General features: G+C 52.2%; 17 protein-coding genes. 8 read left to right on the forward strand and 9 right to left on the reverse strand.

Going from position 1 to position 25,125, the window contains the following annotated elements; all coding sequences use genetic code 11:
- The first annotated feature begins 18 nt into the window (after nucleotides 1-18).
- From ACQK2L_RS16570 to ACQK2L_RS16585, 4 genes are all read left to right on the forward strand, one after another.
- The gene (locus ACQK2L_RS16570) at nucleotides 19-1,200 is read left to right on the forward strand and encodes a glycosyltransferase family 4 protein (protein ID WP_425398139.1); all 1,182 of its coding nucleotides are present in this window, start codon (nucleotides 19-21) and stop codon (nucleotides 1,198-1,200) included.
- Between the two features lie 41 nt (nucleotides 1,201-1,241).
- Entirely contained in the window at nucleotides 1,242-2,090 is an 849-nt protein-coding gene (locus tag ACQK2L_RS16575; protein WP_425398140.1) for a sulfotransferase domain-containing protein, read from the forward strand.
- Nucleotides 2,091-2,284: 194 nt separating this feature from the next.
- Nucleotides 2,285-3,340, forward strand: coding sequence for an acyltransferase family protein (locus ACQK2L_RS16580; RefSeq protein WP_425398141.1), 1,056 nt, complete (start codon nucleotides 2,285-2,287; stop codon nucleotides 3,338-3,340).
- Nucleotides 3,341-3,563: 223 nt separating this feature from the next.
- A complete protein-coding gene (locus ACQK2L_RS16585; RefSeq protein WP_425398142.1) occupies nucleotides 3,564-5,798 on the forward strand; it encodes a hypothetical protein in 2,235 nt (744 codons plus the stop codon).
- Nucleotides 5,799-5,806: 8 nt separating this feature from the next.
- On the opposite strand, the gene ACQK2L_RS16590 is transcribed toward ACQK2L_RS16585, so the two are convergent.
- The 7 genes from ACQK2L_RS16590 to ACQK2L_RS16620 all read right to left on the reverse strand — a co-directional run bounded on the left by ACQK2L_RS16590 (nucleotide 5,807) and on the right by ACQK2L_RS16620 (nucleotide 16,260).
- Nucleotides 5,807-7,081: an O-antigen ligase family protein gene (locus tag ACQK2L_RS16590; protein WP_425398143.1), complete on the reverse strand. Its 1,275-nt coding sequence runs from the start codon at nucleotides 7,079-7,081 to the stop codon at nucleotides 5,807-5,809.
- A 146-nt stretch (nucleotides 7,082-7,227) separates the two neighbouring features.
- A complete protein-coding gene (locus ACQK2L_RS16595; RefSeq protein ID WP_425398144.1) occupies nucleotides 7,228-8,355 on the reverse strand; it encodes a glycosyltransferase family 4 protein in 1,128 nt (375 codons plus the stop codon).
- A gap of 6 nt (nucleotides 8,356-8,361) precedes the next feature.
- Nucleotides 8,362-9,372 (reverse strand): sulfotransferase family protein, encoded by a 1,011-nt coding sequence (locus ACQK2L_RS16600; protein WP_425398145.1) that lies wholly within the window; start codon nucleotides 9,370-9,372, stop codon nucleotides 8,362-8,364.
- A gap of 37 nt (nucleotides 9,373-9,409) precedes the next feature.
- Nucleotides 9,410-11,242 (reverse strand): asparagine synthase-related protein, encoded by a 1,833-nt coding sequence (locus ACQK2L_RS16605; protein WP_425398146.1) that lies wholly within the window; start codon nucleotides 11,240-11,242, stop codon nucleotides 9,410-9,412.
- Nucleotides 11,243-11,276: 34 nt separating this feature from the next.
- Nucleotides 11,277-12,653, reverse strand: a complete 1,377-nt coding sequence (locus ACQK2L_RS16610) for an oligosaccharide flippase family protein (protein WP_425398147.1) — start codon at nucleotides 12,651-12,653, stop codon at nucleotides 11,277-11,279.
- A gap of 103 nt (nucleotides 12,654-12,756) precedes the next feature.
- Complete coding sequence (locus ACQK2L_RS16615) at nucleotides 12,757-14,553, reverse strand: hypothetical protein (RefSeq protein ID WP_425398148.1); 1,797 nt, start codon at nucleotides 14,551-14,553, stop codon at nucleotides 12,757-12,759.
- A 477-nt stretch (nucleotides 14,554-15,030) separates the two neighbouring features.
- Nucleotides 15,031-16,260 (reverse strand): sigma 54-interacting transcriptional regulator, encoded by a 1,230-nt coding sequence (locus tag ACQK2L_RS16620; RefSeq protein WP_425398149.1) that lies wholly within the window; start codon nucleotides 16,258-16,260, stop codon nucleotides 15,031-15,033.
- Between the two features lie 649 nt (nucleotides 16,261-16,909).
- Here ACQK2L_RS16620 and ACQK2L_RS16625 point away from each other — a divergent pair.
- Nucleotides 16,910-17,263 carry an ArsC/Spx/MgsR family protein gene (locus ACQK2L_RS16625; protein WP_425398150.1) on the forward strand — a complete coding sequence of 118 codons (354 nt, stop codon included), beginning with the start codon at nucleotides 16,910-16,912 and terminating at the stop codon, nucleotides 17,261-17,263.
- A 43-nt stretch (nucleotides 17,264-17,306) separates the two neighbouring features.
- On the opposite strand, the gene ACQK2L_RS16630 is transcribed toward ACQK2L_RS16625, so the two are convergent.
- Together ACQK2L_RS16630 and ACQK2L_RS16635 are read right to left on the reverse strand one after the other, a co-directional pair.
- Nucleotides 17,307-17,906: a hypothetical protein gene (locus tag ACQK2L_RS16630; protein ID WP_425398151.1), complete on the reverse strand. Its 600-nt coding sequence runs from the start codon at nucleotides 17,904-17,906 to the stop codon at nucleotides 17,307-17,309.
- 6 nt (nucleotides 17,907-17,912) lie between these two features.
- Complete coding sequence (locus tag ACQK2L_RS16635; protein ID WP_425398152.1) at nucleotides 17,913-18,611, reverse strand: sugar transferase; 699 nt, start codon at nucleotides 18,609-18,611, stop codon at nucleotides 17,913-17,915.
- Nucleotides 18,612-19,205: 594 nt separating this feature from the next.
- On the opposite strand from ACQK2L_RS16635, the gene rfbF reads away from it, so the two are divergent.
- The 3 genes from rfbF (at nucleotide 19,206) to ACQK2L_RS16650 (ending at nucleotide 24,551) form a co-directional block, all read left to right on the forward strand.
- A complete protein-coding gene (gene rfbF / locus ACQK2L_RS16640; RefSeq protein ID WP_425398153.1) occupies nucleotides 19,206-20,006 on the forward strand; it encodes a glucose-1-phosphate cytidylyltransferase in 801 nt (266 codons plus the stop codon).
- A 194-nt stretch (nucleotides 20,007-20,200) separates the two neighbouring features.
- Nucleotides 20,201-22,714 (forward strand): alpha/beta fold hydrolase, encoded by a 2,514-nt coding sequence (locus ACQK2L_RS16645; protein WP_425398154.1) that lies wholly within the window; start codon nucleotides 20,201-20,203, stop codon nucleotides 22,712-22,714.
- A 1,177-nt stretch (nucleotides 22,715-23,891) separates the two neighbouring features.
- Entirely contained in the window at nucleotides 23,892-24,551 is a 660-nt protein-coding gene (locus tag ACQK2L_RS16650; protein WP_425398155.1) for a polysaccharide biosynthesis/export family protein, read from the forward strand.
- Nucleotides 24,552-25,125 lie beyond the last annotated feature (574 nt).

Here is a 25,125-nt window from a genome sequence, read left to right on the forward strand (position 1 = left end):
TACTGCAGATCTTCCAAAATGAGAGTGGCGTTTGTACAACACGGCGACTACAGGGAAACTCACCTGCGCCTCACGGCTGGCGGTGAAGAGACCTACTACGCCCAGCGCTACAGTGACAACGCCATTCAGCAACTAACTGACCGAGCAGATGAAGTCTCAGTTATTTGCGTGAAGTCCGCTGAGTACGATGAGGTTCTTAGTAACGCTGTTCGAGCGATAGGTGTACCGCTGAAGTCTAAAGGGAGACGTGCTTTAGCTCCGCTAGTCAAGAAACTCGCGTCGCTCTCACCGACGCACGTAGTGCTCCGAACTCCAATTGTTCCAATTCTACGCTGGGCCATCGCAGCAAACGTGCAGTTGCTTCCCCTTTTCGCGGACAGCTTTCCACGACGATGGCAACGGCTTCCGGCCTACTGGCAACTGGCGCACTGTTTGAACAACAAGGGCATACAATGGGTAGGTAATCACAACTTGCCCGCCAGTCGTGACCTTCAGAGAATTGGCGTGCACGCGGAGAAGATTATCCCCTGGGACTGGCCCCCAGTATGCCGGCCCGAAGATTCGCCTGTAAGAAGTCTTCGATGTGGTGGGACGGGACATACTGTACTGTTCGTCGGAGTGCAAAGCGAAGACAAAGGGCTGGGCGACCTTATGCTGGCCGTTGCGGAAGTGCGCAAGAACGGACACGAATTGAGGTGTCTGAGCATTGGTGGAGGAGATAGTAGACCATTTCGAGAGATGGCAGACAATGCAGGCATTGGAGAGTACGTGCGGTTTGCCGGACGACTACCTCACCGCGAGGTGCTTCAGCAGATGAGAGAGCACGATGTGGTCGTCGTTCCAAGCCGACATGGTTATCCAGAGGGCTTGCCTTTTACCATCTACGACGCATTGAGTGTCAGGACTCCGATTATCGCTTCGGATCACCCGATGTTTGTCGAGGCTCTTAAGGATAGGTCGGCGGCCTTGCTCTACCAAGCTGGAAACGTCTCGGAACTTACCCAACGTATTTGTGAACTCGTAAACGACGCGGAGCTTTATCAGAGCTTATCCACTCATAGCATAGAGGCATTCAACCGCATTGAATGCCCAGCAAAATGGGACAGGATTGTCGATCACTGGCTAAGCGATACCAAGGAGGACCACTCTTGGCTCGCACAACACTCACTGGCATTTTCTGATCGGTATGGCACTTCCTGATGCACTGCGGCGCATCAGTTTGCACTAGGATTTTTTCAACCATGGTCGCCATCCCTACTTTCATGGTGATTGGAGCAAGCAAGTGTGGTACGTCTACCGTATGCGGCCATCTCCGGCGTCACCCCGATATCTTTATGGTAACGCCCAAAGAGCCCCACTTTTTTTCGATGGACGAGCGATTCGCAAAGGGCATCGAATGGTATGAGGCACTTTATGATGGTGCGACGGATGAGAAACAACTTGGTGAGGGAAGCAACACTTATACGATTAAGGAAGTGTACCCACAGGCCGCAAATCGCATATTCAAATACAAGAAAGACCTCCGCCTGGTCTATTGCGTACGCAATCCGCTCCCACGCATCGAATCGTGCTGGCTGGAGTATCGTGCTCACCTAGGAGAAACGGTGCATTATGATTTCAACCAAGCGTTAAAAGTGAATAAGGATCGATTGATCGATTCGACCAATTACTGGAGACAGCTAGAAGTCTACCGTGAGCTTTTCGGCGAAGAGAATATACACGTCATTTTCTTCGAAGACCTCCTTCAGAATCCAGACGCCGTCATGCAGTCATGCTTTGCATTTTTGGGCGTCGACACATCTGTTCCCCTCAACAATCCAGACTTGCATGTTGGTACTACCAAAGGGCGATTTGCGGCCTCGAACACACTTTCAAGGCTACGAGAAAATGCGATGTTTCGCTTTGCAGTTCGACTGGCACCTGCCCAAATGCGGTATGCGATCCGGAACAGATTGTTCCTGAAAAGAATAGATACCCGCCCAACGTGGAGCGCAAGTCGGCGAGAGTGGGTTGCCTCACAACTTAGGGAGGATACCCTTCGGTTCTTGGAGTTTTACGGAAAGCCCGTTGACTACTGGGAGCTCGATTGATCGTTCAAGGGTTGGGCAAAGCCACAGAATGGGTCTTTGCACCCAGAGAAGTGGCCGACGGTGAGGAGCAACCCGCCGTGACCCACGAGCATAGGCGCGCAAGTGTTATTCAAGGAGTGTGTGCTGGTCCTGTTGACAACGTTTAACCGGCATCATTGCAATCCCCGCATAAGCGTACGATATCGAGGCAACCGGTGGAAATCAGAAAACTCAACACTTTGCGAGGCATTGCAGCGCTAATTGTAGTTTTTAGCCACTACAGCAACGACACGGGATTTCTAAGAGGAGTTCTTGGTTCCGGAGCAGGCCAACTGGGGGTAATGCTCTTCTTTATTCTTAGTGGATTCCTCATGTCGTATCTGTACCTGAATCGCCCTTTTGGTCGGCATCATGTCTATCAGTATGCTGTTGCCCGCGCAGCGAGAGTGATGCCACTGTTTTTGATCGTGGTGCTAAGTTCCTACTTCTTGCACATCTCCGGGAACGATGGCATCCTCTATGAAATCGACAACAAGGAAGATCTTATCTCCCACATTGCGTTGCTATCGGGAACATCTGTGTTGTGGACAATCCCCGCTGAAGTACATTTCTACTTGGTGTTCGTTTTCTTGTGGTGGTTTTGGAGTAAATGGAAGTCACAGTTGTTCATTCTACTCTCGTTCCTCACAGTCATACTTCTGTATTTTGACTTTCCCGTCTTTCAGGGGAGAATACTCGGCGTCAGATACGACACAGCTGTGATACCCTCTTTACCTTATTTCTTCATAGGAGTAGTCCTTGGGGAGCTGTATGTGAAAGGTAAGATCCCGACCGGCTTGGTAAGTCGTTGGTATGTTGCATCACTATTACTCCTGCCCCTGCTCTATCCTCGAATTCACTACTACCTGACTGGGAATACTCATGAGATGTGGGGCGCTTTCGAAATACTATTCCCATTGTCCTTTATGTTCTTCCTGATTGCATTTCTGGTTCCAGATGACAACTGGGTACTCTCCAATCGAATCGGGGACTTCTTGGGAAAGATCTCGTACTCCCTGTACTTATTGCATCTGCCCGTGCTATGGCAGATACAAAACGATGCAACTAGAAACCCGACGTTAGTTCTACCAATCTACCTGTTGTTGGTAATTGCGGTTTCATACATTTCGTACCTGCTGGTGGAGTGCCCAGCGCGTCGAGCCATTAGGTCATTTGCCACGAAGAATCCAATGAGTAGGCTTGCTCGACTTTTTTCTGTTGGCGACGCCTAACCCTTGGGAGATCGCAGGTTCCGTATCGCATGAATCAAGTGTGTTTGTAGCTTCGCGAGGTCAAAACCACCAATTACGCTTCTGATTGATAAACCGACAGCCTTACCTGAAATCGCCAGGGATTCCCCGAATAAAAGCAAAAAATGGCATAAAAGGCACCTGCGGTGATGCGCATTACCTCAATTCAATAATTCCCGGAAAGAAGACCACAAAGAGGTGAACTATGCTTTTACTAGTGCCGAACCTTGGTAATATTGCACTATTTGCGCTAATCTTCGCCACTTCACCATTTCTTGCAGATCTGCTAGAAGTCGGCAACTCTGTTACCAATCGGGATTTAGGACCACCTACATCGCAGTTCATTGAGAATGTCAGCTCCGGAAACGCAACTATGCGAGTACAAGAACTTGTCCAATCTGGTGTGCAATTGATCGGTAATCTCGTCGCGCCGTGCTCTCGAAATAAGTCAATCCCAAGTCGGGCGCCATTTTCGTTTGAAACCTTGGAATGTCGTCAGCTGATGGCCGTCACTACGGATGCAGGTGGTTGGACTGTCGTCACCCCCTCCTCAGACTCTCGCGTAATCTACGTCAGCAGCAGTGAAGGCAACGACCAGAATGATGGCCTGAGTGAGAGTGCTCCCAAGAAAACGTTGGCCGCCGGCCTTGCGCTGATGCGCAATGGTTTCCCGGATCAACTGTTGCTCAAGAGTGGCGACGTATGGACCAACGAGCAGATTGTTGGAGGGAATGGCAGTTTCGGACAAGGCGGAAGATCTGCTGACGAACCGATGTTGTTCTCTTCGTATGGCGAGGGGGCACGACCAAAGCTCGTGAATTCAGACTTGGAACCAGTGCGATTGGTGGGAACTCGCTCGAATATCTATGTCATCGGCCTCCATCTCGACGGTTCGATACGTGACAGTACCGACAACCCAGGTGGTATCAACGTTATCGGCCGTGGCGAGAATCTGCATTTTGAAGATAACCTGATCGATGGCTTTGGAACCAACCTGATTGTTAACCGAGCTACTTCATCGGACACGTGGGACGATGTGTCGATTCGGCGCAATGTGATCGTCAATTCATGGAATACTTCTGCCCATTCGCAGGGGATTTACGCTAACGCCGTGCATGGCCTGTTGATTGAGGAGAATACTTTAGACCACAACGGCTGGAACGACGCTATCGGCGATGAGCCCTCCGGCTTCAATCACAATATGTATCTATCGCATTCGAATCTTGATGTTGTCATCCGGGACAACTTCTCCTCGAGAGGATCTAGTGCCGGTCTGAAATTTCAGCCTACGGCAGGAGTACATTATGTCAGCGGAAACGTGTTCACTCAGAACGACTTCGGAATGACCGTTGGTGGAGGGGTACCACAAGAAGTGCCGCCAATTACAGGGGCAGAGTACCATGTCACCAATAATGTTGTCGTTGAGAATACGACCAAGGTGACCCCGTCGGGTGCGTACGGCGTGCTCGTTACCAATGTGAATGGGGGAGAGTTCTCGAACAACATCATCGCGAACAAGCAGGCGGACAACCCTGGATGGGCATTAAGCATTATGGATGGTCGTAATTCATGGGAAACGCGCGGCTATGGCGTTCGTGATTTTGAAGTAAGCGATAACGTTATTTATAACTGGCGCGGTCAGGTCCAGGTTAAGGAGCCGACCACGACCGACCCATACACAGGTGAGATCTCCAACGTGCGTTTTGAGAACAACGCAATTCAAGAGCCTTCACTAACCAACGACCAACCGTTGATCCAACTTGATGCGTTCGCAGCTGACAATGGAGTCATATCCTTCACCGGAAACAAGTACTACTCGAAACAAGCTGCCAATGAGTGGTTTAAACTTGACACGACTTCGGTGGACCTGGCAACATGGCAAGCCACCAAAGGCGATGCAGGCGCGACGAACTCCCGAGTCGACTACGTGGACCCGACGCGCACTGTGACGACGTATGCTGCATCGCTGGGCTACACCACTTACGAAGCATTTATCAGTGCTGCAAAGTTTCAGTCTAAGGCAAATTGGGATGTTCGGTTCACCGCCCAGACAATCGGTGACTATATTCGCGATGGATACCAATTGGATACGGTTGGTGTGACCCCCTTGCCGTCACCAAGTGCTCCAACTTCGTCCGCATTCGCACCACTTCCTGCGTTCGCATTCACTGCACCGATGCAATCTCTCATGGTTGCAGGAGACTCAACCCGGGTTGAGTCGTCAATTGTGCAACAGGATTCCCAACCAATGATGGTTAGCCACCAAACTGCATTTTCCCAGCTTCAGCAGCGAGTGCGTCTTTCCTCTTTGATGGGCGGCTCAACAACTAATTCCGATTGTGCTGAAACAAAAACAGACGAATCAGCCTCGGATGCATGGAATGCGGCCTTCGACAATTGGGATGGCGGCTTGGCTGGCGATTACTCGCCAGGCGGATGATATCCAATCTAACTGCGCCGCCCAATTTGGCGTGGCAGCACTCGAGCACCATCGTTCATGGTGGAGTTGCGGCTTGACGACTCCTCTACACCTGTTGCCTCGTTGGATTTCGCCCACGGGACCATCCCCGTCACTGCTCCGGCGGCCACTAGGTAAACTGGTGTCGGCATGCAATTTGGCAAACAGTCAATGGCGTAGAGCACTACACAGATCCCAAGTACCAGCGGGGCCGCTAAATCTCCCGAAAGCAGACGCCTTGCCGGATAGTTGGCTACGAGTCGCGCCAGAGGCATTAGCAACACCGCAAATATCGCCACCAAGCCAACGAAGCCACGTTTGCCGAGTTCAATAATCCAGAGGCCATCCGTAATCGTCTGATCTTCGTCATACTCATCGTACACACGGTTTCGCCCCCAGCCCCCCCAACCGAAGATGGGGCGTTGCAGGGCCTTCTCCATCAACAAGTCTTCGTTTACGAAGCGTCCCCGCAACGACATCGCCCGATCTTCCTCAATCAATCGGGCAACATCAACAGCGACTTGCCAGTCAACGGCTCCTGTGGTGCGGATCGCTACGAATGCCGGCGGCACGAGAATCAGGGCGATAATCGGCAATCGCGAACCCGTGACTTTTGCGGCGACTAGTACTGCAAGGCCCACGACGAATAGTAGCAGGGCCCCCATAGAGCGCGTGAGAAATGTCGTAACAAGCAAAGCGGTGAGGGCGAGACCAGGCGCTAGATGAGCAATTCGCCGCAACTGCCCATGCCACCACAACCAGCATCCGGTTAGCGAGGCGACCATCATCCACACTGACAATTGGAGCCCATCTCTCATGAACACCACCGGCCGGTAGCCGCCGAATCTCCAGAGGTTGGTGTGGGTACCCGGGTGAAAGCCATAGACCTTGTAGTGTAGATATGGACTCATCCGCATCTCAAAGAGACAGAATGGAATGTAGACTACACCGGCGACAAAAATGGCCCATGCCAGCTCACGCAAGTCTTCGGCCGTTCGAAAGTAAAGTCGTCCTACCAGATAAGGCATTCCGGTGCCAATGGCATGTCCAACGACACCAGATACTCCATCGTACAGCCCGAGACCATTGGTTAGGCTGGATGGTAGCGGCGCCAGACAGTAGACAACAACTGGCACATCGTACCAGTGAAACTTCAGATTACGTAGTCGAACAGGATCAAAGAACAAGGTGCCCGCGAATACACCGAAACAAGTCGCCGACATTTTCGAATAGTCTGGAATGAACGGCAGTTCGATCTCGTACATCGGCAGGAAGAGCCATCCACCGATCATTGTCACTAGTACAGCTTTGCGCGGAGGCATTCGCGCGAACGCCAATACAACCACCATTGGCCAAGCATAGAGCGCAATATCCGCGAGCAACTTCATGCCGTAGTACCAAATGAAAGCCGCTAAGGAAGTGGCATTGAGCTGGTTGAATTGGCGGAAGACGTTTCCAAGCGACTGAAGAGGGCAGCTTCAAGGAGTTCAGCAGAGTGATCCCAATCGAACTTGAGAGCGAGGTTTTGGCTGGCGTCACTCATGGCCTTCCATTCTCTGTCGCTCAAGGCAAGTGCACGAAGGATTGCGTTTGCCATTTCCTCACTGTCATCGACAGGTACAAGGTACCCCGTCTCACCGTCGATGACATAGTCTTCTGGCCCCCCACACCGAGTAGCGACAACCGGACATCGACATGCGGCTGCTTCGATTCCAGGCATTCCAAACCCCTCCGATGTGGAGGGAAGTAGCCAGCAGTCTGTTTGCGAGTAGAGCAAGGGTATAGTGCTTTGCGAAGGCTGAAAATGAACTTCGCAGAAGCTTGGGAATTTCTTGTTTCTGTCGCTTTTACTCCGCGTCATAACGATCACCCGCAATTGAGGAACTTGGCGTTTTACCTTCTCCAACGCGCGCATCGCCGTATCCCCCCCCTTCCATCCCTTGGCATACATAAATCCGACTGTTGGGACAGGTTGCTTACCCCTTGGAGGTGCATGGAACTGCCCTCTATCTACGCCATTTGGGATGACAATGCTTGTTGAATCGCCGTACTCCTCTGCCATTAGCCGCTGCAACCATCGGGCAATAACAAACTTCTGTCCCGGAAGCCTGTAGGTTGCCCGCACCCGTTCGGGATCTCCACCATGAAGTTCGTGGTGCCGTACAAAGTACAACTTCTCCCCTTTCCTCGCTGGCCACGACTCGATCCATTCTCGCGTTTCCCACCAGGTAGCGAATACAAAGTCTGCATCAGGGACTTGATGTGCAGAAATGGGACGTTCCCGGATTGGAACTAACTTTGCTGAAGAACTTTGCAGGTGATGACACGGCCCATCTATGCGATTTCTGACTTCGTTGAAACACCGCTTTGTAAACCGCCTAAACCTCCAGGGAGCTGGCCACTTGCGGAAGGTCGAGTAGGCTATATTCACTTGATGTCCTCGACGCACCATCGCTTCTGCGATTAGACGGTTCGACTTGGTACCACCAGAAAGGTTGGCCGCAGACAGTACCCAAGTTAGACGAAGTGTATGACGCATGATGATTTAGCGAACCTCAAGTTGATCCTGCTGCGGCCGGGATTGAATTGCGCTGTCCGCCCAGTCGTGATTGGAATCGTAGCCTAGGGCAATCAGCAACTCTCCCGCAATATTTATGAATCCTTGCATTTCATCGCTAGTTAGATCCTTGCGCCAGCGTCCAACACTCGTAGCGCTTATCGGCGCCGTTGCTCTCTTGTTGTTGACGAGTCGCCCCGGTTTGGAGTTCTCTTGGTTGCCGGAGGCAATTAACATTGATGATTCGAAATCCACACCAATGACACTACATACACTTCGAATGGTTCCCTCAAAATCGCCAACCAGATCTTCATAACGTACTTCGTAGTATCTTGGATGCGTATTAAACGCTAATCCCTTCATTGTATCATCTAGCCAGCGGGTCGCGCATTCAACAATTGGGCGATTCGTGACGACTGGTTGAATCTTGCCCCCGACAATTCGTTCTTTGGGGTGATTGCGAAGAGAACATACGACGTCTCTGCCGTCGCGGATCAGATGGATAAAGACAGCGTTGGGAAACCATGTTAGTATCTTTGATATCGCACGAACGTTGTTGGGAGTCTTATCTGCCCACCGAGCCTTATTGTTGAGCGCCGCTTGAGAACGATAAAAACGCTCCGCAAACGCAATAAGATTGCATGCATCTTCGACCTGCGATATCGTTTCTGCGCGATTTAGACTCCACGGCTCAATTAAGTTCTCTGGATTGAACGGCAAGCCAAACATCGAAGTTTCTGGTCCACAGAACACTTGCGAATGTCTGTTCAATACCTCTCGGAACAACGTGGTTCCACTCCTGCCGCAACCACCGATGAAAATCGCGGCGTCTTCACATCTTGCGGTGGGGTCATACCAGTTGCGAATCGACAGTCTGTGCTGATAGCGCCTGGTACGCCACAATCGCAACCGATGTGCCTCTCTGCGCCATCTATGTGTTAGCACTTGTTGCAGTGACGTTCGTGTATGAAATGGCATATGGTTGCTCCGTTCAGGCATGCGAGCGTGCTTGTGCGCCCAAACTTCCCTTGGTGTGCTATTGATGTAACAGTCGGTCCATCTGCATTGCCAGTTGGATATACATTTGGTTCATAGAGCCTGGCAATTCTTCGTCATACTCTTGGACCAGTGCTTTGGGAGAACGTCTTAGAATTTCGGCAAAGACATCGAGGACTGGTGAGGAAGCTAGTCTTTGACGCACGTCTTGCCACGCCGGGTCAAGCTTCTGCATCAACACATTGTCAACCCAGCTATGTTGAACACGATTCCACGGCCTGACACCTGCACCCTCGATGCTGCGGTCTTGAACTGAGGATCGTGCTGGGCGTCGAGCCTGGTAAGAGCGGGCAGGTCTTCCCGTATTTGCATTCACAATAGTTCCCAAGCGACCGAAGACCTGTGAATACGCTTGATTTGCGAGCCAGCCATTCAGTCGCTGACTTGGTGTGTAGTCCATGGCTGTCCGGATTAAGCTCCGATGCAAGAACAGGGATTCAAACGGAAATAGCTTGGCGTTTCCCAGCACGTGCGCAATATCGTCCTGTCTACTGATAGGCCAGAAACGTGCCCACTCCTCAGCAGTTGTCGGTCGTAGCTTTTGGACTTCCAATACCCGCTGGCGTCGCCGGTTTCGAACCTCTGCCCGAACGTGGGGCAGTAACTCGCGTTCCAGCTGAAATCGGCCAATGGTACTTGTTGCACTAGGAGGATGGTGACGGGTTGAACGACCGAGCACGCACTTTGCTAGGTTCTTTCCACGTTGCAGTGGTCCGTTGGATTGCAGACGTATCTGTTGTTTCCACGGTTGGTAGTGCCCCTTAAACAACGTGTCGCTGAGTTGGCCTCCAAGGACGACATCAAAACGCTCGTCAAGTTGATTGTCGATGATACACATCCCATGAGTTGCTGCCCTGCGTTCCATTCCAAGAAGCCGTGGTCCTCGATTCAGCAAGAGGTCCGAGAAGTAGTCTTCCGAACGCCAAGCAAACATGTGTGTAGCACCTGCGGCTTGCGCGACAAGTTGAGCGGTTTCAGTTTCAAGGTTTTCATGTGTTGCATAGGTAACAGCCGTCCTTTCTAAACTCGCCGGCAACGCCGCAAGAACGACTCTCGAGTCCAATCCGCCGCTGAGAGTCACTGCAACGGTGTCAACCCCTTTTGTTATGTCCGCTGCAGCACTCTGAATCGCTTCCACAGTCGACTGCATCAACTGTCGGTTTGGCACCTCTGTTGCTGGCTCACTCGGAGAAAAATAAACACTCTCCGTGTAGCTCGGCGCACCGTCGAGGGAACCGATTTGGATGTGAGCACCTGGCGAAACCTCCTGGATTCCATGGCGAGTCGAGAAAGGAAAGGTGACGTTATTGTATACTAGCAACTCTGCGACTGAGACTTGATCGAAATCAGTTCCTCGTTCGGAGAGGACTGCCAGGGACTCTACGTCGGTCCCCATCCCAACCAGCTTTCCGGATGGGGCGTGCGCGGTATAGACGGGTTGAGCACCCAGTGGATCCGTGATGATCTCGATGATCTTGTCGTTGCAGGCAAGTAACGCAAACAGCCCGGTCAACTCATCAAGCAGCCTCGATGGATCACTATTTGGCCACTTTAAAGCGAGGCGACTCAAGTACTGCTCGTCGTGCAGAATGTTATCACCAATTAATCGCGGTCGACCGACACATGCCAATAGACGTGTGTTATCCCGCCATGGAATTAGTTCTTTCGACCGTGGCAACTGCAGTATGACTCGCCCCCAGGCGAACTGTTCCACCTGCACGCATCGAGACTCCAATCCGGGTCGATCCCGCAATTGTTTGACGATGTGCTCCACTCGCTGCGGATGTCCAAACTGAATAACAAAATCGCTCAATGCATGTCCTATTGGAGATTCTAGGCAGAAACAGCTACAGCAGATTTCGGGAGCAAAGGATAATGACGCAAGTAGATAATGCGATCGCGAGATCTAAAGCTGGAAACCACACTTCATATCGGCGTATCGCCCAAGCGAGAATTGGGTAATCCAAGTAGCGGGAGACAGCGATACCGAGAATCATGCCACTGACGCCATCCAATTGATAGCCGATTGTCATCCCTATGATGAGTGCTATGGCACTTGAAATCTGCAATAGCATGAATCGGAACGAATCGCCCACTGCTAGTAGTACACCGCCACTGCTGGCTCGGACCACTGAAGCGATCGCTCCAAAAGCCAGAAGTTCGAGCATCCACCCGGCGTCAACGTACCTTGCGTCATAGAGGACGGATATCAAATACTTTCCACCTATCATTAGCCCCCAGCATAGAGGGATAAAAGCCACCGCGAGGCGCCAACGTACCCGGAATACATTTGATCGAAGCCCTATCCCCTTTCTTCGCGAGAATTCCGAATAGAGAGGAAACAGAACTCTGGAATTCAGTTGCAAAAGCAATTGAACGGGTAGACGTGCCCAGATTGAGGCAATAGCGAATAGCCCCAATGTCTCAGTGGGTACTAGCACTCCAAGAATAGCCTGATCCCCTTTCTGAAGGAGGAACGTCAGTGCGGAGCCAATCGCGATCCAGCGTCCGAAGCGGAGCATTTGCCTCGCGTGCGTTGAGCACCATCGTAAGCCAATTCGATCTTCGGCAACACTATGCGACAATACACACAACAAGCTCTTCTGAACTAGACTACCGCAAGCCAACGCCCAAATCGAACGAAACCACCACGCCAAGCAAATCACGACCAGAGTGCTGACGACTTGTGTCGACAGTTCCAAAGCAACAAGTTTCGATACTTGCAGACGTCTCCGCATCAACAGCAGGCTGGGCGATGATGCTCCCGCGAATATCGCACTGAGACCTACAAAAGGCAGTAGCCACGAAAGCTCAGGTTCTCCATACAATTGAGCTGCTGGATAGGCAGCAAGACATATCAATGCGAAAAACACAAGCCCCCGAATGAAGCGTATAATCCAGGCTGTGTTTAAAAAATCAGCGTCTTCGGCAAACTGGTGCTGCACTACACTGGCCTCAACCCCCAGGTCGGAGAACATCGCCATGCCCTCAATCACTACTTGTATTAGGGCCATCACCCCAAAATACTCGGGGGCGAGCAAGCGAGTGAGTATCAGGTTGGATCCAAGCCGGAGGAGTAAGCTCGCAGCGTGTGCAGCTACCGTCCACGCCGCCCCCGAGGTTGCCATTCGTCGCAACGAGCGGCTCTCGTTTCTAGCAGGCAACGGCTCTTGCGAAGAATCGCCCGCGCTGGGGTTATCCAGAGTAGTAGTACCAGCGGACATGCGAGAGAATCCCCAAGCGACGTGGTCGGAATTCACAGACCATCAAGACAAATCTAATCTACGTTACCGCTGTCCCACATGGATTCGGCGCAAACACATTGCGTCATCCTACGACACCTAGCATTGGTGCCTGCAGTTCGATTAGGTCTTGGACGGCCTCGCGGTTCGCCGGTTCCCTCACTGACGCTCGACTGGCGGCGAGCAAAATTCCATCAGCTCGAGACGCGAGTAGCTGGAAATCAGCCCTAGCAGTGACTGGAGGTCCGGCTACCAATATCACTGAATATGTCTTTCGGCAATGTGCGAATAGTTCAGTAATACAGCTACTGGCCATAGCTTCATGGGGAAAATCTACTTTTCCGGCCGAAATCTGGTCGACTCCGGCACAAGTTGTAGGCTGAATTAACTCAGTCACCTCTTCGCACTCTCGCGAAAGAAAATCAGCTAGCCCAAATTGTCGCTTTGCTTGTGCATCCGCTGCTTCAGAAGCGATATTGGATACAGGTCCCGACGGTTCCAGGCTTCTACCGTCCGTAGAAGCGAGTTTCTTGGGACTAGCTGATTCTGTGCGGGACTTTCGAATACCTAAATGCGAAGGACACATTGCATCAACAATCAGTACCCGTTCTTCACGGTGAGCCAAACATTCGGCAATTGCTGACATGAGTCGAGCCGGCGGTTGAGTCTTTGCCAAGTTACTAAACAGTACGACAAACCCGGACTTATTGGCACATTGTTGAATTCGCAAGGTCGTCATTCTCACAGCTTCGTCGAATCGCCAATCGGGAACGTCGCCTTGTCCGAGGGTGTAGCTTGACAGCAACCTCTCAGCTACCAACGGTAGTCCCCAACGGCTTGCAAACTTTGCAACCGGGCTATCACGTGCCGCAAGCCACTCAACCCCAAGGATAGGCAATGCTAGTATCGACATGGCAGCTACGAGGTACATAGCGAAGAGTTTCTTCTTATTCGAATCGATGGTCGTAGTACCCATACTTGCTTCCATGTGAATTGCGAATTCCGGAGTCGGACATTCTGCAAGTTGACGCATGTTTTCTAATTGCTGAGTCAGTCCCAGAAGTCGAGTTTCAGCTGCCTGTAAATCGTCCGTCTCCTGGAAATAGACATCCTCTGGCAGGCTGGTCAGATTTCGCATCGACCCTCCGGCGTCGTTCGAAATGCTCTCAAGGGACGCGAGTCGCCTCTCGTATAGTTCAATCCGGTTGGCAAGCGGAATCATTTCGAGTTGGAGTTGCTCGCGAGACCTTGCCATTGAATCAATGCGGCTGCGATCGCCAAGTATCTGACTAGTATCAGCAATTGTCTCGGGCGGCAACAACTCGCCTCCCAGATTGTTCAGGTTCCTACGCCACTCGTAGTACTCTTGCGAAGTCGATAACTCTGTTTCCTTCATTGGCATGATTCGTTGACCCAATTCACGCAGAGCATTCCATTCTTCGTGACCTTTGCGATACCTCTCAGACTGCTTTTGTAACGCACGCAACCGGAGGTTGACCTCCTCTTCCTGAATAGTCTTTATTATGGAAGCAATCTGAGCATCAAGCTGATCAATCCGTTGCTGGTAACTAGCCTGACTGACCTTAAGCTCTTCAACAGTCGCGCGAGTCTCCAATGCTCGTTGAGCAATTTGGGCGTGGTCCACTTCCGTCGTCGCCTCCGGTCGTGGCATCTCGCTTTGGCGACGCTTTGCACTCTGCAGGTTCTTGGCTGCGCGTTCGACGTCGTTACGAGCGCTCAACCGAACGGCTTCCACGTGTACTATATACTCGAGCAATTGTTTTCTGCGTTGTTCGGCCGCACCTACAATCAAATGTTGCATTGCACTGTTGACCATCAAGATGCCATCTTCGGCATCGGCCCACTTGAGTTCAAGTTCCATGATACTTGAACCTCGCGAAATGTTGCACTTGAACATCTGCGCCAATTTCGCCGGAGGCATGTTTAACCTGCGCTCCGTGCACAGCTTCTCCATACTGGGTGTCGAGAACAGTATCTCGCGGTATGTTGTCAGACTCGGGGGTTCGTAGACAACTGAACCAGGCGGCATAGGTAAACCCCTATACATGACGCTTCCCCGAACTGTCGCACTCTCCTTGGCGTACTCTGTTGCCATGAAGAACGCGATGGCTCCGCTTGCCAATAAACAGAGTGCAAAAGCCCACCACCGCCTGCGAATGACATCAAAGACAAAAGAGTCTTCAGGGCGTTCATCACTCGAACGTTGAGGGACTCGATACGCTTCTGTCTCGGAGGTCGACAGTTGGGAATGTCGGGATTGATAAGGAGTAAGCATGCGAAGTCTAGCGTGGTGCGTCGGTAAGTGGCCCAACGTTGGGGATAACAGGAGAGTTGGCTACTACTTCAGACTGGGTTTTCGCCGCTTGCGTTCACGGACGATTTGATACTCTTTGATCTTTCGGTACATGGTTGCCTGACTCAGGCCTAGTAGATTAGCCGCGTCTACCACATGCCCTCCGGTCTGCTGCAGTGACTCTACAATAGCGGCTCGTTCTTTTTGTTGGATGGGCTTCAGGACCAGGGTTCTCGAAGTCGAATCGGCTGTGCGAGGTTCACCACGGAGTCCAACATTGATACCAGCCATGAAAGCACTTGACTCATCAAATCCCCTGGGTAAATCATGCGACCCAACAATGGGCGCTTTGGCGAATATGACAATTCGCTCAACTACGTTCTCCAACTGGCGAACATTCCCCGGCCATGGATAGCTTTGGAGACAATCGAGAGCCTCGCGTGAGAAACTCTCCACCGCTCGGTCATGGCGGACAGCAAAACGCTCAAGGAAGAACTGGGCGAGTTGACCAATGTCCTCGACACGCTGCCTAAGCGGCGGCACGTGAATGGGGACCACATTCAGCCGAAAACAAAGATCCTCACGAAGCTTACCGTCATCCACGAGGGTGGCTGGATGGCGTTCGGTGGCTGTTATGATCCGTGTATCGACTTTACGAGTGCGATGTTCACCGTTCGAGGAGATGGTGCCCGTTTGCACAAATCGAAGTAGTTGGGGTTGGATCTGCAATCCCATCTCTGAGATTTCGTCCAAGAAGAGGGTGCCGCTATCCGCTAACCCGCAGTAGCCGATGTGTTTCTCCACTCCGTTCAAAGCCCCACTCTCATGACCGAAAAGTAGAGCCTCTGCAATTGCTTCAGGGAGCGATGCCATGTTTACCGGCACAAACGGCCCCTGTGCCACTGCACTGACAGAGTGAATGGTCTGTGCTATAAGCTTCTTGCCTGTCCCGCGCTCACCATACAGCAACACAGCGGCCTTCGTGCCTGCAACGTCTTCAATCGTTGCGCGAATCCGCCGCATCTCCTGACTATCGCCGATGATGATCCTATCCAATTCCTGGTTCTTGGCACCTCCCACATCAGGAGCATTGGCAAACGGTTCATTCGCCGAGGCGGCAGTTCCTTGTAGATGAGCGACGAAGCTCTTCAGTCTTTCGTCGTCATCGTCACGACTCAACAAGATGTCATGAACTCCTGCCTTCGCTAGGCGGAGTAATTCGTCAATCTTGCTCCGTTCCTTGTTGACTCGGCAGACAACTCGATCGGGAGCCAAGATCCCTCGTGCACTTCGGGACTTGGTTAGCCAATCAACTGAGGACTGATAATCGATATCTAGGATGGCCCCATCCAGACGTCGAGAAGCGAGTAGGTCTTGAAGTTCGATTGGTCCAGGAACGTCATGGCAGTGGCACCCAAGGCGCTCCAATGCTGATCGTGTCGCCCCAGATGTTTCGTATTGACAACCCACTATTGCAACGTGAAGTGCCCCAACTCCCGAGCCATTGAGCGCGGGCGCGGCTTTTTGCGTGTCCATAAGACTATCCCCCATCGAACTCGAAACGCAGCCCAGAGGCGGCGATACCTGTAAGGTGGGAGCGGAATTACCGCCTATCTGTCGCAGGTATCTGGATGTACCGCAGTCCCAAGACGACTCTCCAGGGATCTGTTTGAAGGGGAACTTTTCCCCTTTTGGGCTCCATCAAACCTTGAGTTTAGTCAGATCACGGATGTCCACAAGAGTTTGACATAATTATCCGCACCAAAATTCTCAAAATAACCAAAACTGTTGCTGCCGCTACAGAAAATGGAGTTGAACTCCACAAATCAGACTCCATGGCATTTATGCGAGTGTGGTAGGGTACAATGCAGCCATGACTTTCGGTGGGATTCCGAACGGGCATTGGATCAATCGAGGGAAAGTGATGCGGGCAAAGATCTACCACAACCCCAAGTGCTCTAAGAGTTGCGATGCACTGGAGCTTCTACAGTCGCGCGATCTTGACCTTGAGATTGTGGAGTATTTGGAAACTCCGTTGAACAAAGAGGAGCTTTGTCACCTCATTAAGTTGCTTGGTGTTGCTCCCAGTAGTCTGGTCCGGGCTAGAGATCTTCAGAGGCTAGGTCTGCCCGGTGCAGAAGATGCCGATGGGTGGATGCAACTGCTGCTTGAAAACCCTGCCTTGCTGGAACGTCCCATAGTTGTTGTTGGCAGCTTAGCAAGGATCGGACGACCAATAGACCAAGTGGAGAAACTCCTCAGCGAAGCTTCCGAGTGATAGCTCACTTGACACATCGCGCCCTACAGAGAGGCAGGGGCCGCTAGCTGGCGGTGTCCATCGCGACGTGAGACTTTTCAGCGACAACATTGGCAAGTTTAGGTACGGCAGAAGTCTCCGCTGGGTCAATTCTATTGCTCTCAGCAATACTAAGCGGGCCATCAAAATCGAAGACAGCGCCCTTAAACTGAAGTCCGCGAACGTGCGCTAATTCAGGCCATTGGGTCAACCACAAGTCAGCACACTTTCCGGCTAGTTTTCCTGCTAGGGAAAGTTCTTCTGCATTTGCGAAGCTATCTAGCCAAACAGTACGTGCTCCCAACAACTTGCCCAGACGTACCGCAAAGTAACCAGGCAATGCGCCAGTGGAAACAACCACATCAGGCCGTACGCGAATCAGCAAAACCAGCACTTGCAATGCGGTGCGAACGGCGCCTAGCTTGTTCCATCGCGTTGCATCGCCCACAGTTAGAAACCGGCTGCCTTTCACATCTGGTTTGTACTTAGAGTCGACTGTCACATACGTGACGTCGCATCCCTCGAATGACGGCACAATTCGAAGAAGTTCCAGCCAGTGCCCGCCTCCGCTAGCAATCGCTATTACTTTCTTTGGCCTTTCGTTCTGCTGATGGTGTAAGCGCATAACTTCCTAATAGGCACCATCGCGAGAAATCATTGCCGGGAAGGTCTTGGCAATTAGCTTCAGATCAAGCCAAAGACTTTGATTCTCGATGTAGTCGAGATCAAGTGCCAGTTGTTCGGGAAAGGATAGCCGGCTTCGCCCCGAGACCTGCCAAGTACAGGTTAATCCTGGCTTGACTTCCAGCCGGAGCAGATCTTGCCAGCTGTACTTCTCGACCTCTCGTGGCAAAGGGGGCCGAGGTCCAACCAAGCTCATCTCTCCCTTCAAAACGTTGAAGAGTTGAGGCAACTCGTCAATACTACTAGTTCTCAAGAAGCGACCGATCCACGTTACGCGGGGGTCGTCGGGAATCTTGAAGGTCCTGTGGTCATGATGAGAATTGTGCAGATCGAGATGAACCTGAACCTTGTCTGCATCTACAACCATTGAGCGGAACTTGTAGATCGTAAACTGTCGACCCTTCAGACCTACACGCGTTTGCTTATAGAGAATTGGACCGCCGTCATTCAATTTGACTATGGCAGCTGCCAAAATCATGAACGGCCCAAAAATTACAATCGCCAAGAGGGAGCCGAAGACATCCATCAACCTCTTTACACAGAGATATATGGCTCGTTCCTCTGGAATTGCCTGACTTGGCAATAAGGTGGCTGCACCTTCTCCTTGAAGCTCAACCAGTTGTGAATCAGGATCGGTATGGTCCATGATCGAATCAAGTCGAATGTGCCTTTGTGAGATTGCAGAGTACTCCCACAAAGTGCTGGTGGGGGAGTCGGACCCCACCATCTTCTCTTCCGCGAGCATAGTGCTCCCCCCAATCATGTCGCTCGAGTTCACAGATATCTTGGTGTCTATCTTTTGGGCTGATGCCCCCCGAGAGTGAGACTGGCCCCAATTGCTAAAAAGGGTCCTGGAATGGCCGCGTGGAAGCGGCGTCTCACTCCACATGTCCGCAGTATACACAGGCTGTATCTACTAGGAACCATTTTTTTCTATTTTTTTCGTACCCCCCCCCCCCCCCCCCGCGGTTTATCAAAACGATAAACCGTCTTGATCCCCAACTTGGGAGATTGCGGAATCGGCCAGTAGAACTCGACTCCCGGCTGCAAGAATCTCACATAACTGAAAGATGTCAAAAGCAGGACCCATGCCCTTGCATTTCTTATCACCTCTGTGGACCCTAGCTTTGGGAGATGACTGGTGTTCACGTTTCAAACCACCCCGGCTCTCCGCTAGTACAGTTCTGTTGTTTGCAGAGCTAACCATTGTTGGCAGAGACCCGATTTTGTGGGGGAACGTATGCGAAATGTGGAACCGATCGATATTCCTGTCTTGGTCTTATGTGGGGGCCTAGGAACCCGCTTTAGGGAGCAAACCGAGTTTCGCCCCAAGCCGATGATCGAAATCGGCGGACGGCCCATTTTGTGGCACATAATGCGAACTTATGCCAAGCATGGATTCAAACGCTTCATTCTCTGCTTAGGATACCGCGGTGATGTAATCCGACAGTATTTCTTGCACTACGCGTCGATGAACAGTGATTTCACTGTTGAGTTAGCAAAAAACGATCTGAGAATGCACACGATTGACCACACGGATGATTGGTCAGTCACGTTGGCTGAAACAGGTCAGTACACTATGACCGGAGGACGGGTGGCCCGTGCAGCCGCTAAATTCTTGGGAAAAGCCGAGCACTTCGCTGTGACGTACGGAGATGGTGTAACGGATGCCAACCTCAGCGAAGAATTCAGCTTCCATTTGAATCATGGACGTATCGGAACAGTGCTAGGCGTGAATCCTCCTTCTCGGTTCGGTGAGATTCAACTTAGCGGTGATGAAGTTCTGAAGTTCCAAGAGAAACCAGAATTCAGTGAAAAGTGGATCAATGGCGGCTTCTTCTTCTTTCGTCGAGAGTTTCTGCAGTACCTGAGCGACGACCCAGGATGCGTACTGGAGCAGACACCACTTGTTCAACTCGCCGACGACAGCGGGCTCTCCCTGTTCAGGCACCACGGATTCTGGCACTGCATGGATACTCAACGAGATTATGATGATTTGAATCGAATGTGGACAGATGGGACGGCACCCTGGAAAGTATGATAAGTGTTCACTTCGGTGATTTGCGCAACCAACGTTGTCGATGAGCGGCTCAATTGGGTTTCTCTATGTCAAGATTGGACACGGCTCTGACTCATGTCGGCGACTAATCATTGCGCCACAGAGCAATCGAAATGGCATGTGTGAAGCTGCTGGTGATATGACACTATCTAGTGCAAACTCGAGAGCGAAGTTACATGGGTGAATGGTGGAGGTCTCCGTTCCAAGATGACTGGACGCTCGCGGAACTTGTCAGCCGCTCCGCGGAGTTGAACGCGCAACGTCCAGCGTTGCTCGCAGGGGATGGCGTGATCTACACACATGGTGATATTGCCAATTATGCGAGCAAGTTGACCGGCAACATCCTCACCACCTCGAGCCCTGGAACGGTCGTCGCGACGCTTACCACGCTTGATCTTCCCTGTTTTGCCTCGGTTCAGGCGGTTGTCACGTCCGGCTGCATCTTAGCACCACTCGACGCTGAAGCGCCGGATGATCGAAACCAACGCAACTTACAGCACGTTGGTGCACGGATTCTAATCACCAATCAAGAACGCCGGGAGCAAGCATATCGACTTGCAGGGACAGATTGCCGTATCATTGTCTTTGAAGATGCAATAGGTGCTAACGGGATCGCTGAACACAGACCGGCACCGACAGACATCGTTGCGTACATTTTTACGTCAGGGAGGTCTGGAGCAGCGAAGGCAGTAATCCGATCACAGCGAGATTATGCACATGCTGTCTATTGCTTTTCGAAGAATCTGTACCGCTACACTGCAAACGATCGTATGCTGATTCCGGGATCACCTGGCCATGTTGGAAGCCTAAACGATGTCTTGAGCTGTCTAGCGGGAGGCTTTATGGCAGTACCCGTTGACACTTCCCATATTTCCTTGCAAGGACTGTTGGAACTGATTAAGAACTGCCAGATCAATATTCTACAACTTCCACCTTCGCTTCTCAGAGCCATCACACCGATTCTCCAGCAGAATATGGATAGGTTGTGCTTGAGAATCGTTGTGACTAGCGGTGAAGCACTACTGAGGCGCGATGTACGATGTTTCTTTGATGCGTTTCCCACCGGCATAGAATTGTGGCAAAACTACGGCTCAACCGAGACGGGCCCCATTTGCGCTTCTCAGTACTCGGGAGAGGATGCTCACGGCAAAGATCCCTTGCCCTTGAGATCACTGCATGACCATTGTGCCGTGGAGATACTCGACTCCGAGGGCTTGGATGTGCCAACTGGCACTCAAGGGCAAATTCGAGTTTGCTCGCCCTATCTAGCCAGGGGGTATTTAGACGCCGATGAAGTCGACACGCGCCGGTTCACGACTGTAAACGGGAACGCCGCTTTCCTGGCTGGGGACCTCGGGATGTACTCCGATGCGGGAGAGCTGTATGTCGCTGGGCGTTCCGACAGGCAGTTTAGTCAACACGGACGACGATTCGAAGCAAGCGAGGTCGAAGCTGCCGCTTTAACTCATCCAGGTGTTCAAGAGGCTATTCTGGTTCCTGTAGAAGCTGACGGGTCCACCTCATTCGTTCTGGCTGTGTCCGCAGCACCAGGGCAAACTATTGACTTTGGCGAGTTGCGGACAACGATGAGCATGGTGGTTGCCAAGGCAATTCTCCCTCAACGCATGGTCGCTCTTGAATCCGTTCCAAGGACCGCAGGTGGGAAGGTCGATTACCGAGCTGTGCAATTGCTAGTTGCTCCTTCACTGCAGACTCCCAATGGCACAGGTGGCCCACCAAAGGGCTCAATGGAAAACTGGATCGCGGATTGCTGGCAGGAGGTACTCAAGATTTCCCGCCCCGGGCGAGACGAGCCATTCGAAAGCCTTGGTGGAACGTCGCTACATACCATTGAACTCTCTTGGATTCTGGAGTCGCGTTTCGGCCTGCGGTTTCACCCAGAGTTGCTTGTGGAGGCTAGCACCATTGCTAAACAGGCGCAGCAAGGGATTGAGCATAAGCACGAACTGCATAACCCACTCATCACGCTTCGCGACGATCGCAAAGGTCCGTACGTATTGATGTTGCCTGGAATTGGCGGGCACGCCTGGGTATTCGCCGAATTGTGCCGCCAGCTCAGTACGCAGGCAACCTATGTTGCAGTTAACTACGCTGCGATGTTCAGGGCCATGGGAGCGGGAAGGTCTCGGGAGCATATTGCGGAGTATCTGGCGGATACTCTTATCAAAGAGGGACGAGGTCGCCCCATCATAGCAATCGGCTATTCCATTGGAGGAGTTGCAGCGGCCGACCTAAAGGTAACACTGCGTGCCATGGGGCAGCCATTGACGGGATGTGTACTTGTTGACCCTGCACGCTTGGCGAAGAACCGAAGCCGTTCCTCCCTTCGCGCGGAGGTCAAACGCATGCGAGATTTCTTTGCAGGCCGAAATCGAGATAAGTCCACAAGCGTGCGACTGAACTCCTTTGAAGACGAGCTAATGGCCACATCACAACAATTGAGGGAGGCCTACAAAAACGCCGAACCCATCGAAAGTTCCTCCGATTCCACAGTAATCTGCAGCGAGGAAACCATGAAGTCAGACTTTGACGATCCCATCCGCGCATCCGTTCGAGCTCACGATGGCGTGGTGGTGCCGTGCAAGCACCTTGACTTGCTGAGGATTCCACACGTAACGCAAACTGCTCAGCTCGTGGATGCAGTGATTGAACGCGACGGCCAAGCCTAGTTTACTTCGTCCGAGAGGCCTCTCTGCAGGCACTCTAGCTCGTGGAGCGTCCCGAGTGATGTTTCCGCTCTACCGCCGATTGACTGTCCGCGGCTGAGGCCACTGCCCATAGAAGTGCGATCGCTGGTTAAACTGGTTCCGCGTTCCATAGTTGTAAAACCACGCGCCTTTTCCAGTAGCTTGGACTTCGAGTTGGTTAAACTCTTCTTGCGCTCTTTCAATCTCTACCGCCTGTCGTTGTAGTTCAACAGCGGCACGCTGGTTGATTTGCTGCTGGCGCTCTATCGGGCGTACGAACGCAAAGTAATTCGGTAGTGCCCCACGGTTATTGCGCAACAGTCCTAAGTATGGACTCAATGTCGGCGTAGCGGGTGTGTAGCGAGGGATGTTCTGCGCCTGGCCCCAAGTCCTGTCGCCCACGAACAGTGTTAGTCCTATCACCAGTACTCCACCAAGTAGGCGGCTCGCTACTAGCAATGCTTGCGTTCGTCGGAATTGGCGCATTTGGTTGGGGCTCCCGTAGTTGTTCGTGTATTACGGCTATCTAACTTATCGGAATGGGGCTGGAGCTAGGTTACAGAAAGGTGGTGAATGGTACCGGATTGAAGAAATGTAACGATTATGCCGATCATGACTGAAAGGGGGAGGCCTCGCATCGGACTTGTGGTCCTAGTTGCATCTCCCATTACTGGATTGGGAAATCGATTCTGTGCCCATGCAGGCCTGAAACTAGGACACATCGATCATGTCTCGGATTGCTCGGACACTAACGCATACCGCCATTGTCAGTCTAATCCTGATTGGCTTGGTTGGTTGCCATGCCATAGAACATCCGTACTCCCATGCTCCCGGCCCTTGTGGTCCAGTTTACCCTAGCCAGCCGAAAGAGCAGCAGAAGCTCTCGCTCCCGGATTATACCATTGAACCGCCCGATGTGCTTACGATCGAGGCGATCAACCTAATTCCGCGGCCTCCTTATCGCTTGCGGCCACTCGACTCTTTGCTAGTCGAAACTAGTGGTCTGCCTGATGAGTCGCCTCCTGCGCGGGAGATTCCCGTTGGAATTGACGGGACGCTGGTTCTCGGGTTCGGCTACGATGTAGTCGACGGGAACTACTCTCCAATCACCGTCGTTGGGCTAACTCTTCCCGAAGCGCAAGCGCGAATTAAAGATCGCTTGGCGACCGTCGCTGCCAATCCCGAAGTATGGATCTCCTTAATCAGCATTGCGACGCAGCAAAACGTGGCTGGCGAACACCTCGTGGCTCCAGACGGAACGGTGAACCTTGGCACCTACGGACGCGTGCGTGTGGTTGGGATGACAATTGACGAAGCCAAAATCGCCATTCAGGCACACCTGTCTTCGCGATTTTTGGACCCTGAAGTTGCCGTTGATGTGTTTGGGTACAACAGCAAGAGCTACTACATCGTTACACAGGGGGCGGGATTGGGCGATCAAGTGGTTCACCTGCCCGTTACCGGCAATGAGACAGCCCTCGATGCCATCAGCCAGATTCAAGGTTTATCGGGAACGTCATCTACACGAATGTGGATCGCTCGGCCAGGGGCAAACGATGACGGAGGTGATCAGATCTTGCCGATCGACTGGTTGGGGATCACGCAACGAGGTGACGTCACTACCAACTATCAAATGCTGCCAGGCGACCGCCTTTACATTTCCGAAGACAAGCTGATCGCGCTGGACACCGCGCTTGCTAAAGTCATATCGCCTGTCGAGAGAATCTTCGGCGTGACCTTGCTAGGTACACAAACAGCGAAGGAAATCAAGTTTTTCAATCAGTTCCAGGGTAACGGAGGTGGCGGAATCGGCCCCTAACGAATCCCCAAAAGTCGCTGCCCAAATCAACAGCGTGACCATCATTGGCCTGATCGGCAAAACACGCATTGGCATCGCTTTCCCGCTGCGATGCCTGCGCATGCCGAAAACTGGCCCTGACCCAGTATCAAGTGAGATATCACGTGACCAAGAAATCAACTGCCCATGTCGTGCTCCTGGTGACACTCTTGAGCTCATCGGGATGTCTTTGTTGGAATCCGCACAGTTGCCCCACGGATGCACGGGCCATCATGTGCGCTCCGGGACAAGAAGCTGTTCGCCAATGCCCGTGTGGGCCCGATGCTCACTTCTACGGTCACAAGCCTACTTGCTGGGGGACGTGGCCCGCGGGCTGGGATGTTTACCATTCGGATCGGTGTCCGCCCTGCTGTCCTGCTTGTGAAGGGACTTCGGTTGATCAAGTTCCCTTGGATCAGGACCTTTTAGAGCATCCAACGGTTGCGCCGCCGCCGATGGAACAACCACCGATGGAGGAAATGAGTCCGCCGACAATGCCGGATCCACCATTGCAACAGGAGTTAATTCCATCTCCGCAGGACGAAGCCCCAGTCGG

This window comes from Aeoliella sp. (assembly GCF_965227375.1).
GTDB lineage: Bacteria > Planctomycetota > Planctomycetia > Pirellulales > Lacipirellulaceae > Aeoliella.